Genomic DNA, 12,457 nt, shown 5'->3' with positions numbered 1-12,457 from the left:
CCGGCGGGGAGCATCCCCTGCCCGTGAACGGAGGAACCGAACCATGAAGGAATCTGCACTTACCTCTTCCAACCGATTGGGCGGTGCTGTGATCAGCGACCGCATCGTTGCCAGTCTGCTGGAAGAGCTGCGCACCGGGCGCTATGCCCGGGCCGACCGTCTGCCCGCCGAGGTAGATCTTGCCGCTGAGCTGGGCGTGAGCCGCACCGTCATCCGCGATGCTTTGAGCGAGATGGAGCGCGCAGGCTATGTGGAACGCGTGCGCGGCATTGGCACGGTGGTGAACCGCGCTGTGCTGAGCCTGCGCAGCCGGCTGGACCAGAAGCTGGAATACTACCCGCTGATCCGCAGCTTTGGCAGCTACCCCCACGCCGACGGCATTCAGGTATTTCCCATCCGTGCCGGTGAAGAGCTGGCCCGCGATCTGGAAATTGAGCCGGGCGACGACGTGATCTGCATTAAAAAGCGCATTCTGGCCGATACCACCCCGGTGATCTACTCCATCGACTACCTGCCCAGAGCACTGTTCGGTGCCAGAGACTACACCCGCATCGACCTGACCGGCGGCGTGTTCGATATTCTGGAACGGGAGTGCCACCAGCAGATTTCCTCCAACGTCGCCCACCTGAAGGCAAGCTGCGGCGACGATGCCATCCGCTCCGCCATGCGCCTTGCTCCGGGCGAGGCCATGCTGCTGCTGGACGAAGTGTGTTTCAATCGTTTGTGCCGCCCGGTGATGCGTTCGCTGAGCTACTACACAAACTTCTTTGATTTTTCCATTTTACGCAAGCTGCTCTAAACCAAAAAACTGACGGAGGTATGCACCCATGCGACATCTGATCGACCCGTTGGATTTTACCCAACAGGAAATCTCCACGCTGCTTGATCTGGCCGACCGCATCCATGACGACCCGGCCGCGTATCAGGAGGTGGCCCGGCATAAAAAGCTGGCTACCCTGTTCTACGAGCCTTCCACCCGCACCCGCCTCTCCTTTGAGGCAGCCATGCTGAACCTTGGCGGCCATGTGCTGGGCTTTCCCAGTGAGAACGTGTCCAGCGCAAGCAAGGGCGAAAGCGTTGCCGACACCATCCGCGTGGTGTCCTGCTATGCGGACATCGTGGCCATGCGCCACCCCAAAGAGGGCGCACCGCTGCGCGCTTCCCGCTACTCCCGCATCCCGGTGATCAACGCGGGCGACGGCGGCCACCAGCACCCCACCCAGACCCTGACGGACCTCATGACCATCCGCCGCCGCATGGGACGGCTGGATGACCTGACCATCGGCCTGTGCGGCGACCTGAAATTCGGCCGCACCGTGCACTCCCTCATCAAGACCATGGCCCGCTGCAAGAACATCCGGTTCGTGCTTATCAGCCCGGAAGAGCTGCGCGTGCCGGACTACATCGTGAAGGACGTGCTGGAGGCCAACGGCATCCCCTACCAGGAGACCCGCAGTCTGGAGGAATCCATGTCGGAGCTGGACATCCTGTACATGACCCGCGTGCAGAAGGAGCGCTTCTTCAACGAGGAGGACTACATCCGCCTGAAGAACAGCTACATCCTCACCAAGGAAAAGATGAGCCTTGCAAAGCCGGATATGGCTGTGCTGCATCCCCTGCCCCGCGTCAACGAGATCGCACTGGACGTGGACGACGATCCCCGCGCCGCCTACTTTGAGCAGGTGCAGAACGGCGTGTATGTGCGTATGGCACTGATCATGACCCTGCTGGGCCTGCGCGACCCCAAGGCACCTAAGGAGGAGAACTGATATGCTGAACATCGATGAAATTCAGAACGGAATCGTGATCGACCACATCAAGGCAGGCACTGCCATTGGCCTGATGGACCTGCTGGGCATTGCGGGCAACCGCACCGCCAGCGTGGCGCTGATCCAGAATGCACGCAGCAGCAAGACCGCCAGCGGCCGCAAGGACATCATCAAGGTGGAGGGCGATGCTTCCTGGCTGAACCTGGATGTGCTGGCCTACCTTGACCCGGGCATCAGCGTGACCATCATTGAAAACGGCAAGGCCGTGCGCAAGGAAAAGCCGATGCCCCCCAAGCGCCTTGTGAACATTGTAAAATGCCGCAACCCCCGCTGCATCTCCTCCATTGAGGAAGAGTGCGACCAGATCTTTGAGCTGAGCTCCAACGGCAAGTACCGCTGCATCTACTGCGAGCAGGAGCTGCAGGTAAAGCCGGAATAACGACACAGAAAAAGAGCTGCTGTATCAGGCAATTTTGCCGTACAGCAGCTCTTTTTTTGCAATAAAAAATCTGACGGAACTCTCACCGGCGCAAATGTCCTGTGCGGCAGATGCTCCATTCCCACAAGCAGCACCTGCCGGACAGAAATGCGACGTACCGAGTGACTTTATCAGCAGCAAACCCCAAAGTTCGCCGTTGAAAGCCCCGCCAGATGAGCTGCGCAGCGCATGAGGACTGCACAGCGAAGAGCAAAGGGAAAACAGAGCAGCTTAACACGCACCGCTGCCCGGATCACTGCACAGGGGGCAAAGCTTCACCAGGTTTTCCTTTGGCCGCAAATCCGCCCTGCCCCGGCAGGAGGTCACCTTTACTGGCCTTAGTATAGCATTGTTGCGTGCCTGTTGCACAGAACATGTCATAAATTGTCGGTGCTCATGTCATGAACTGCGCACGGGATGGCGCAGGTAAACCGGAACCACCGGTCGCGGCAGCTCACGGTGTACTCGGCACCGTACTTGCGCAGCACGTCCTGCACATTGGCAAGGCCCATGCCGTGGCCGCTCTCCTTTTTGGTGGTGCCGGGCAGCTTGCCCTCCTCCAGCAGCAGGTCTTCCTGCACGCGGTTGCGCACCGAGATCAGGTATTCTTCCGGCGTTTTGCGGATGCGCACATGCACCTCCGGCGGCAGGGCCTGCGCTGCGGCGCGGGTGGCGTTGTCCAGAAGGTTGGAGAGCACGATGACCATATCCATGCTGTCGAAGGGCATCCGCTTGAGATCGCACAGGTCAAAGTAAATGTTCACGCCAACTTTTGCCGCTTCTTCGTATTTTTTGCTCAGAATGGAATCCAGCAGCGGGTTGTGGGTATCCATGATGGTGGTGCCCGCCGCCACCGTTTTGCTCACGCTGGCAATGTAGGCCTGTGCGCCTTTCAGATCTCCCTGATCCAGCAGGGCGGTAAGGGCTGTCATGTGGTTGGTGAACTCGTGGGTCAGGCGGCGCTGTTCCGTGTAGGAATCCAGCAGGGCTTCGGCACGCTGCTGTTCCAACTGAGCACGGTAGCGGGAGTTCTGCCGCTGCACCACCTGATCGTTGAACATCTGCACGATGGCGATATGCACCAGCACCGCCACGCTCATGCCAAAGGTGAGCAGCATGGTCATCCGGGTAGCGGGCTGCTGGGTCCCTGTGACCATCAGCACGATGTTCAGCACCACAGCCACCCCGGGGAAAAAGGACATCACCAGCGCCTGCAGCGGCTGCAGAGCACACTTCTGGTTCCAGCTGTACAGGGAATGCGCAACTGCTGCACCCACGATAAGGTTCGCGGCGCACAGCGCGATCAGGCAGCCGGGGTGCTGCCATGCTTCGCCGGTGCGCACTCCGGTGAACCAGGAGTAGGTATAGTTGACCGTGTTCTCCACCAGCAGGCACATGGTGCCGTTGATCAGGCAGGCGGTGAGCTTATCGGCAAAGGTTCCGCCAAACAGCTGCGCCGTAACAAAAAGATACAGCACATTGAGCAGGACGCTCTGCACATTGAAAAATGACATTCCTGTTGCGAGTGACAGGCCCAGCTGCCCCATACACAGCAGCTCTGCCCACAGAACCGGCCAGCGCAGTTTTCCCCTGCCCAGATAGGCCCACTCCACCAGAATAAAGGCGTTCCCCTGGACCAGACACACCAGATGCCCCAGCATCATTTCCGCAAATGCATCACTCATCCACATACTGCCCCTTCCATTCCAGATATGCGTTCTGGATGGCCGCATAGCCTGCGCGGCTCACGCTCAGCTCCACCCCGTTTTTCAGCAGGGCGCGGTAACTGCGGATGCTGCGCACATATTTCATGTTCACCACATCGCTGCGGCTCACCTGCAAAAAGCCGTTCTCGTAGAGCATGGGCGGCAGGTCGGCGATCTTGCCGTAGTAGGTGCAGATGGGCCGGCGGGCAATGTCGCCGTAGACGTTGATCTGGCGCAGGTCGCTTTCCAGATAATAGATCTGATCCAGCGGAATTTCCGTTTCGGTGCGGTTGTGGTGCACCGTCAGGGTCTTGCGCTGGTCGGTCAGGGCGGCAAGCAGGTCGTCCAGACACTTGGGCAGGGTGCGCGCAATGTCCCGCTTGAGCAGGTAGCGGTAGGCGTTCACCGTGTAGCCTTCCAGCGCAAATTCCAGATAGGCCGAAACATACACCAGCATCAGGCCGGGGCACTTCTGCTTGAGCTGACGGCCCAGCACCATGCCGTTTGCGCCGGGCATGTCCACGTCCAGAAACGCCAGCTGATACAGCTCCAGCCTCGGCGTTGCAAGCACCTCGGCTGCGCTGGTGCAGACGGCGGTGTGCACCTGCACGCTGCGGGCGGTAAAGTAGACGGTGACATATTCTGCCATGCGCGCGCCGAACGCCGCATCGTCGTCACAGATCAGGATATGCATGGAAGGTTCCTTTCTGCCGCAAAAGGCCCCTCTTGCAGTAAGAGGGGCCAAAGAACTCCTTCCGTCACGGCTTGCGCCGTGCCACCTCCCTCCCAGAGGGAGGCTTTGGCATGGCGGCAAACTTTTCCTCTTCGCCAGAGGCTCCCTCCATGAGACAGACTCCCCCGGTCGGGGGAGGTGGCACGAAGTGCCAGAAGGGGAACAGCTGTCGAGCGAATGCGAGACTGAAGGAGTGTTTTATTTACGCAAAAAATTTATCGTAGATGCCAAAGGCAAAGATGAACAGCACGATCACCGGCAGCACGCAGGTCAGGTAACCGCGCATCCAGTCGTGCATCTTGAGGCCCTTGCCGGTGTTGACTTCCTTTTTATAATTGTCCCAGCCCCAGCCGTACTTGGTAACGCAGAACAGCAGATACACCAAGCTGCCCAGCGGCAGGAACAGGTTGCTCACGAGGAAGTCCTCCAGATCCAGCACAGCGCCGCCGAACACGGCAAAGCCGTCCCATGCCCACACGTTGTAGCCCAGTACGCAGGGCAGCGAAAGCAGAGTGATGAGCACGAAGTTCACCAGACTGGATTTCTTGCGGCTGCAGCCGGTCAGCTCCATGCCGCAGCAGATGATGTTCTCGAACACGGCCAGCACGGTGGAAAGCGCTGCAAAGGCCATGAACAGGAAGAACAGGGAGCCCCACAACCGGCCCATGGCCATGTTGGCAAAGATGTTGGGCAGGGTAATGAAGATCAGGCTGGGGCCGCTGGTCTGGTCCACACCGTAGGTGAAGCAGGCCGGGAAGATGATGAGACCGGCGGTGATGGCCACGAAGGTATCCAGCACCACGATGCGGGCGGACTCGCCCAGCAGGGAGTGCTCCTTGCCGATGTAGCTGCCAAAGATGGACATTGCGCCAATGCCAAGGCTCAGGGTGAAGAAGGCCTGATTCATGGCGGACACCAGCGTGTTGACCACGCCCACCTCTTTCATGCGCCCGAAGTCGGGCACGAGGAAGAAGCTCAGGCCTTCCTTTGCGCCGGGCATGAACAGGCTGTTGACGGCCAGCACCACCATGATCACCAGCAGGGCGATCATCATGACCTTGGTCACGCGCTCAAGGCCGTTCTGCAGACCCTTGGCGCATACAAAGATGCCCAGTGCCACCACGAACACCATCCAGAAGGTCATCACGCCGGGGTCTGCCAGCATTTCGGTAAACTTGCCGGCCACCTGATCGGCGTTCAGGCCTGCCAGCTTACCGGTGGCGGTCATGTAGAAATAGTGCAGCATCCAGCCTGCCACGGTGGTGTAGAACATCATGAGCAGATAGCAGCCAATGAGGGTGAGGTAGCCGTGGATGTGCCACTTCTGGCCCGGCTTTTCCAGTGCCTGATAGGCCCGCACCGGGCTTTTGCGGGAAGCGCGGCCCACTGCAAACTCCATGGTCATGATGGGCAGGCCCAGAATGATGAGGAAGATCAGGTAGAACAGCACGAACGCGCCGCCGCCGCCCTGACCGGCAATATAAGGGAACTTCCACACGTTGCCAATGCCGATGGCACAGCCCGCTGAAAGCAGAATGAAGCCCAGCCTGGACTTCAGTTTTTCTCTTTCCATGATTCCAAACTCCTTGTTTTCCATTCTGCTCTGCCCTGCCCTTTGCGGGGCCGGGCGAAGCGTTGCTTTTGTATTATAGCACAAATTTGGTCGAAGAACAGGGGCGCTTCAGTGAGATGAACTTTTGTTGTCAAAAGTATTCTTTGTCTTTCCCGCGTGCACAGCCCGTCCTGCCGCAGGGTCGTACCGCAATTTTCGTTGCAGGTGCGTCTGTTTTCGGTGTATTTGCGGCGGGCTGAAATTTTTCTCACCTGAAAGGTGAAGAGCTGACAGTTATTCACTTATATAAAAATGCCTTGCATAACAGCCGAGAACCATCTCTTGACAAACCAACAAAAAGAAACTATACTACAAATAGAGAAGGTGCTGTCCGCAATGGTCAGCTCCCTCCGGCTAATTGGTCAATAAGAAGAATGACCGCTCACCGTTTGGAGACTGGGGCGGTCATTTCTTATTGTTATGGATCTCTTTGAAGATTGCCCATGCGATCTGAAATGTAATTCCAACTGTGCCGCCAACAATGACGAACAGCTGCAGAACATCGTTCAACACCATGATGCATCCCCCCTTCCGCATTTGCGAACGGGGGAACAAACAATAAGCTTTTACGTCCCCCGGACGCTTGCCGGAGGAAAGCATGACCACCTGCGCTTGCAGACAGCACCTAATCACCGCCTTTTCGGGCGGCATCTTTATGATATCATAAAAAATAACATTTTACAATAAAGAAAGCACCCGCTGTACAGGTGCTTTCTTTTCGTTTATATAGGTATATAGGCTTACTTCCGCTTTTTGGGGGCAGCACCCTTGCCCACCGGGCCGCGGGGGCGGCGCGCGGCAGCCTTGGACTGCACTGCGGCGCTGCGGGTCTGGGCGCGGCCCTTGGCGGCAGCGGCACGCAGACCGTTGATCTCTGCCTTGGTCAGCTCACGGTAGGTGCCGGGCTTGAGCATTCCCAGCTTCACCACGCCCTCGGCGTTGCGCTTCAGGCGCACCACCTCAAGGCCCACGGTCTCGCACATGCGGCGGATCTCGCGGTTCTTGCCCTCTTTCAGGGTCATTTCCATCACGGTGCGGCCCGGCTCGTCGGTGACAACATTGATGGCGCAGGGCATGGTCTTGGTGCCGTCGTCCAGCACAACGCCGCTGCTCAGCTTCAGGATCTGGCTTTCATCGGCGCGGGGCTGCACGGTGACGCGGTACAGCTTGGAGATGCCGCCCGACGGATGGGTGACGGCCTGCGCAAACGCGCCGTCGTTGGTCATGAGCAGCAGGCCCTCGCTGTCCTTATCCAGACGGCCCACCGGGTACAGGCGGGCGGGGATATCGCTCACCAGCTCCATCACGGTCTTGCGGCCCAGCTCGTCGCTGGCGGTGGTCACATAGCCGCGGGGCTTGTACAGGGCCAGATAGTACATCTGCTGATCCTTACGGATATAGATGCGCTCGTCGTCCACGTGCAGCACGTCGCGGTTGGGGTCCATCTTGTCGCCCACCTTGACGGGGTGGCCGTTGACCTTCACGCGGCCCTCGGCAATGATCTGTTCTGCCGCACGGCGGGAGCACAGACCCTGTTCAGCCATGATCTTTTGAATACGTTCTTCTGCCATAATAAAACTCCTTGTGCGCCTCCCGGCGCTCAAAACGCGCACCTCTCCCCTGTTTTGGGGTGCGGGTGCGCCTGTATCAAAACTGTGAGTTGGAAGCTCACAGTTACGGCGATAGTAGTTAGCAGGCCAGCAGGGAGCTTTCTCCGCGAACAGCGACGGGTTGCGGCACCCAGCAGCCGCTTCGCTATCGCTTGCGTCTTGCTGGCCGCGGCCCCAACGGCAACTCCCTGTTTCCGCCGCTGGCGGCGGTCGTTGCCGTTGCAGGACTCCAGTCCCGCCCCAACGCTTGCGCGCCAGGGCCCCACCCCCAGGACATTCGCTGGAGAAACTCCCTGCCGTCCTGCCGGGATCGGCACCGGATACTCCGACAAGATGCGCGAAGCCATGTCTAAAGTGCAGGCTGCGACTAAAATCGACAGAAAAGCCCGTCGGGAAGTGCGAGGGCTTCTTTCGCTGGTGGTCTGGCGAGCGCAGGCGGGACGGAGTGTCCGGTGCCAAGCCCTCCACTTACTGCTCCGCAGGAGCAGCAGGCTCTTCCTTCTTTTCGTCCTTCTTGATGAGGGCGGCAACCTTGTCCACCAGCTCCGGCAGCATGGTCAGGGCACGGTTGATGGTGTCGGCGTTGTCCGACAGCTGGATGGTGCGCACGCAGCCGTCCTTTACCACGAGGAAGGCCACCGGCTGGATGTTCACACCCGCACCGGAGCCGCCGCCAAACAGGTCCTTGTTGGCGGCGTTCTTGCCGTCAAAGTCGGTGCCGCCGGAGGCAAAGCCAAAGCTCACCTTGGAAACCGGCAGGATGGTGGTGCCGTCCTCGGTGATGATGGGCTTGCCAATGATGGTGTTGGAGTCCACCATCTGGTGGATCTTCTCCATGGTAATGTTCATCAGGCCCTGAATGGGATGCTCAGCCATAAAACAGCTCTCCTTTATCGGTTTGATTCGGGCAAAGGCCCGTTGTCTGCAGATCCGGATACACGTATAGTGTACCACATTATAGGAAGATGTCCAATACTTTTTTGCGCCAGAACTCGTACAGCACCCGCACCGCCGCAAGGACAATGAACAGTGCCTGCGCGCTCACCCGGCAGAACACCCGGTCCTCCACGGTGGGCTGCCCGCTGCCAAAGTCCGGCAGGATGCGCAGCTCATCGAACTGCAGCCAGAGAAAGCGGTCCAGCACGCCCAGCACCGGGTACAGCCACGCCTGCAGCTTGCCGTAGCTGCAGGCAGCGGCGGCGGGGTCCTCCCCGCGCACACCAAGGCGCACCTGTATTTTTGTGATGCGCAGCGCACCGAACACAGCTTTGGTCAAAGTGCCCGCACCTTTGAGCATGGTGCAGAGGATCTCCAGCGTGATCTTTGCTTTTTTGCGCGGCTGGGCGGGCTTGTTCGCCTTGGCGGCAGCGGCGGCGGCCTTTTTGCGGGCCTTCTCCTCTGCCTTTTTCCGCTTGCGCTCGGCCCGCCATGCGGCAAACTTTGCCTTGACCTTGCCAAAGCCCCTGGGCGGCTCCGGGTTTTCCGGTGCAGGCGGCGGCTCCGGCTTCGGGTACTGGAACACCGGGAAGGTGATGCCCAGTGCGCCGGCTCTTACGGTGAGCACGCCGTGCTCCCAGCACAGGTCTGCGCAGAAGGGACACAGCAGCAACAGCACCAGTAAGATCAGCACCACCAGCAGCAGAATGCCGATCACCCGGAGGATGAACAGCAGCACTGCGCCCAGCGCGGCGAGGAATGCTCCCATGCGTTACCCCTCACTTTCCGTCGGTGATGCGTTTGTTTCCGTTTCCTGCCCATGCACCGGCGGCAGGTCGGCCAGAGAAGAAAGGCCGAACACCCGCAAAAAGGTGTCGGTGGTGCGGAAGCTCACCGGCCTGCCCGGCAGGTCAAGGCGTCCGGCTTCCTCAATGAGGCCCTTTTCCAGCAGGCCCGACACGCTGGACGAGGAATCCACGCCGCGCACCTGCTCGATGAAGGCGCGGGACACCGGCTGGTTGTAGGCGATCACGGTCAGGGTCTCCATGGCGGCGGGGCCAAGGGGCACTGCGCGGCGGCTGTCCAGCAGGCGGCGGATGCAGTCGGCCCACTCGGTCTTGGTGGCAAGCTGCCAGCGGGTGTTCAGGTGCAGCAGGCACAGGCCGCTGTCCTCCCGGGCGTAGCGCTCCCGCAGGGCTTCCAGCGCGGCTTCCACGCTGAGCTGCGGCAGCTGCACCGCCTGGGCCAGCTTGTCGGCACCAATGGGGTCGCCGCTGGCAAACAGCATGGCTTCCACGGCTGCACGGATCTGTTTCTGGTTCATTCCTTCTCCTTATCACGTTGGATGCGGCCCCGCTGCATGGTCAGCCGGCCCTCGTCGTCCAGCTTTACACGGCCACCGCGCACCAGCTCCAGCAAGGCCAGAAAGGTGGCCACGTTGGTGCTGCGGGTCTGCTGGCGGCTGAACAGCTGGCTCATTTTTGCCGCTGTGCCGGCAATCAGGTGCCGCAGAATGTACACCACCCGGCTCGTCACCGACACCATGGGCGCTGTGACCAGCGGCTCGAACTGCTGCTGGGTAGGCTCCCGGCGCAACTTGGTGCGGCCGGAAAGAACGGCCCAGTAATCCGCCAGCACCTGCGGCGCATGGTGCAGGTCGTAGGTGTTATCGAACTCCATCTCCATGGGCGGACGCACAAAAACCGGCGCAGCTTCGGCCTTTTGGCGCAAAAGCGCAGCCATGCGGCGGCACTGGTCGTACTCGATCAGCTGGCCGGTGAACTCCTGCTTGAGCCGCTCGCCCTCTTCGCTGCGGGGCAAAAGCAGGTAGCTTTTCATCTCCACCAGCCGCGCGGCCATCTCGATGAAGGCGCTGGCGGCTTCCGGGTCCGGGTCGGCCCGCGCCACCGTGGCGGTGTACTGGTCGATCAGCTCCAGAATGGGGATGTTGTGCAGGTCCATCTTATGTTTGGCCACAAGCGCCAGCAATAATTCCAGCGGGCCGTCAAAATCTTCCAGATGGAAGGTCAGTTCTTCTGCCACGCTCACACCACCGTCCCAAGGCCGGCATAGTAGATGGAATACGCGATCTTATCAATGTAGCCGGTGCCCTTGCCCAGCAGCTCCCACACAATGTTGTTCAGGTAGTACAGGGGGGTATCCAGTGCGCCGAACCACACTGCCGCCAGCAGGGCGATCATGATATAGCGCTCGTACTTCATCAGGCCAAAGTAGATGCGCCGGGGCAGCAGCACCAGCAGGATGCGGCTGCCGTCCAGCGGCGGCACCGGGATCAAGTTGAACACGGCAAGGCTCACGTTCATCAGCACAAGGTACTGCAGGAACATGGCAATGTAGATGGTGGCATCGTTCACCGGTGCCCAGTAGTACATGAGCTTCCACACCACCATGCCCACATAGGCAAGGAGGATGTTTGCCGCAGGGCCAGCCAGCGCGGTGAGGGCCATGCCCCACTTGGGGTTTTTGAAATTGCGGGGGTCGGTGGAGACGGGCTTTGCCCAGCCCACGCCCGCAAACACCATGCACAGCGTGCCCAGCAGGTCAAAGTGGGCAAAGGGATTCATGGAGAGCCGCCCCTGCCGCTTTGCGGTGTCGTCGCCCAGCAGCCATGCTGCCAGCGCGTGGCCGCACTCGTGGAAGGGGATGGCCACCAGCGCCACCAGCGCGCGGATGAGATAATAGATGCCCTGAGAGGTCATTCGATATTCCTGCCTTTTTTCAGTATACCATATATAATACTATTTTTTGAGGTTTTAGACAAGGGGTGTCCAGACGATTTAAAATGATCTCCGCTTCGCTCTGATCATTTCATCGGAATTTTATTTTTAATTCGTGATTTGTCTACGAGTTGCGGCACCCAGCATTCGTTTTGTGCCTTGAACGGCACTCACGTCTTGCTGGCCGCTGCCCCAACAGCTTCTCCCTGTTTCCGCCACTGGCGGCGGTCGTCGCCGTTGCAGCCTGCGGGCTGCTCCAAATCACATTTTCACACAAGGGGTCGTAACAAAAAACAGCATCTGAGTGCATCGGGGCAGTTTTCCAAAAAACCGCAATATTTTTTGAAAAAAGGCTTGCATTTTGCCCGGTAATCTGCTACAATAGTCAAGCTGATTATTTTGATTCCTTACTTCACTGCAGGAGGTGCAAGTACCATGGCTAAATGTGAATGCTGCGGCAAGGGTGTTGCCTTTGGTATCAAGGTTTCTCACTCTCATCGTCGTTCCAACCGTACCTGGAAGCCGAATGTCCGTCGTGTCAAGGCGGTCGTTGAGGGTTCTCCCAAGTACGTCTACGCATGCTCCCGTTGCCTGCGCGCTGGCAAAGTTACCCGCGCTGTCTAATTTGGTGTATGTGGCCGGTCACTTTGTCGAGTGGCCGGCTTTTTTTGTTGCTGTAAGGAGGCAAAACACATGGCTCTGCCCAACGATCCCATCATGCTGCTGAGCGTGGTGAACCTGAAGCTGCGTGATTTTTACAAAAACCTCGATGCTCTGTGCGAAGATCTGGATGCCGACAAGGCAGATCTGTGCGCAAAGCTCAAAGCTGTGGGCTACGAGTACGATGCCCAGCGCAACCAGTTCGTGTGATATTT

Annotated in this window: 14 protein-coding genes; 5 read left to right on the top strand and 9 right to left on the bottom strand. The window is 59.2% G+C overall.

Going from position 1 to position 12,457, the window contains the following annotated elements; genetic code table 11:
- Window positions 1-43 precede the first annotated feature (43 nt).
- Genes DWY76_RS02215 through DWY76_RS02205 form a run of 3 tightly spaced genes read left to right on the top strand, consistent with a single transcriptional unit; the run spans window position 44 to window position 2,208 of the window.
- The gene (locus tag DWY76_RS02215; RefSeq protein WP_097777907.1) at window positions 44-799 is read left to right on the top strand and encodes a GntR family transcriptional regulator; all 756 of its coding nucleotides are present in this window, start codon (window positions 44-46) and stop codon (window positions 797-799) included.
- A 28-nt stretch (window positions 800-827) separates the two neighbouring features.
- The gene (gene pyrB / locus DWY76_RS02210) at window positions 828-1,769 is read left to right on the top strand and encodes an aspartate carbamoyltransferase (RefSeq protein WP_005941232.1); all 942 of its coding nucleotides are present in this window, start codon (window positions 828-830) and stop codon (window positions 1,767-1,769) included.
- Window position 1,770: 1 nt separating this feature from the next.
- Window positions 1,771-2,208 (top strand): aspartate carbamoyltransferase regulatory subunit, encoded by a 438-nt coding sequence (locus DWY76_RS02205; protein WP_005941235.1) that lies wholly within the window; start codon window positions 1,771-1,773, stop codon window positions 2,206-2,208.
- A gap of 416 nt (window positions 2,209-2,624) precedes the next feature.
- Here DWY76_RS02205 and DWY76_RS02200 read toward each other — a convergent pair whose 3' ends face one another.
- The 9 genes from DWY76_RS02200 to DWY76_RS02155 all read right to left on the bottom strand — a co-directional run bounded on the left by DWY76_RS02200 (window position 2,625) and on the right by DWY76_RS02155 (window position 11,564).
- Window positions 2,625-3,932, bottom strand: a complete 1,308-nt coding sequence (locus tag DWY76_RS02200; protein WP_044953604.1) for a sensor histidine kinase — start codon at window positions 3,930-3,932, stop codon at window positions 2,625-2,627.
- A complete protein-coding gene (locus tag DWY76_RS02195) occupies window positions 3,925-4,647 on the bottom strand; it encodes a LytTR family DNA-binding domain-containing protein (RefSeq protein WP_120079581.1) in 723 nt (240 codons plus the stop codon). The genes DWY76_RS02200 and DWY76_RS02195 overlap by 8 nt, the downstream gene beginning before the upstream one ends.
- 241 nt (window positions 4,648-4,888) lie before the next feature.
- On the bottom strand, window positions 4,889-6,259 hold the full coding sequence (locus DWY76_RS02190; protein ID WP_005941251.1) for a sodium-dependent transporter: 1,371 nt from the start codon (window positions 6,257-6,259) through the stop codon (window positions 4,889-4,891).
- 779 nt (window positions 6,260-7,038) lie between these two features.
- Complete coding sequence (locus DWY76_RS02180) at window positions 7,039-7,869, bottom strand: pseudouridine synthase (RefSeq protein WP_120079577.1); 831 nt, start codon at window positions 7,867-7,869, stop codon at window positions 7,039-7,041.
- Between the two features lie 507 nt (window positions 7,870-8,376).
- Window positions 8,377-8,784, bottom strand: coding sequence for a GerW family sporulation protein (ytfJ, locus tag DWY76_RS02175; RefSeq protein ID WP_120079575.1), 408 nt, complete (start codon window positions 8,782-8,784; stop codon window positions 8,377-8,379).
- A 79-nt stretch (window positions 8,785-8,863) separates the two neighbouring features.
- On the bottom strand, window positions 8,864-9,613 hold the full coding sequence (locus tag DWY76_RS02170) for a DUF2953 domain-containing protein (RefSeq protein ID WP_120079573.1): 750 nt from the start codon (window positions 9,611-9,613) through the stop codon (window positions 8,864-8,866).
- A gap of 3 nt (window positions 9,614-9,616) precedes the next feature.
- On the bottom strand, window positions 9,617-10,168 hold the full coding sequence (scpB, locus tag DWY76_RS02165; protein WP_005941268.1) for an SMC-Scp complex subunit ScpB: 552 nt from the start codon (window positions 10,166-10,168) through the stop codon (window positions 9,617-9,619).
- A complete protein-coding gene (locus DWY76_RS02160) occupies window positions 10,165-10,887 on the bottom strand; it encodes a segregation/condensation protein A (protein WP_044953606.1) in 723 nt (240 codons plus the stop codon). Before DWY76_RS02160 ends, scpB begins: the two co-directional genes overlap by 4 nt.
- Window positions 10,888-10,889: 2 nt before the next feature.
- The gene (locus DWY76_RS02155) at window positions 10,890-11,564 is read right to left on the bottom strand and encodes a site-2 protease family protein (protein ID WP_120079571.1); all 675 of its coding nucleotides are present in this window, start codon (window positions 11,562-11,564) and stop codon (window positions 10,890-10,892) included.
- A gap of 453 nt (window positions 11,565-12,017) precedes the next feature.
- Between DWY76_RS02155 and rpmB the strand changes: the two genes are divergently transcribed.
- Window positions 12,018-12,206, top strand: coding sequence for a 50S ribosomal protein L28 (rpmB, locus tag DWY76_RS02150; RefSeq protein WP_082210844.1), 189 nt, complete (start codon window positions 12,018-12,020; stop codon window positions 12,204-12,206).
- Window positions 12,207-12,275: 69 nt separating this feature from the next.
- On the top strand, window positions 12,276-12,452 hold the full coding sequence (locus DWY76_RS02145) for a DUF4250 domain-containing protein (protein ID WP_097777911.1): 177 nt from the start codon (window positions 12,276-12,278) through the stop codon (window positions 12,450-12,452).
- Window positions 12,453-12,457: the final 5 nt, after the last annotated feature.

The organism is Faecalibacterium sp. AF27-11BH (assembly GCF_003603005.1).
Taxonomy (GTDB): Bacteria; Bacillota; Clostridia; order Oscillospirales; family Ruminococcaceae; genus Faecalibacterium; species Faecalibacterium taiwanense.
This window is presented reverse-complemented; position numbering and strand designations above follow the sequence as displayed.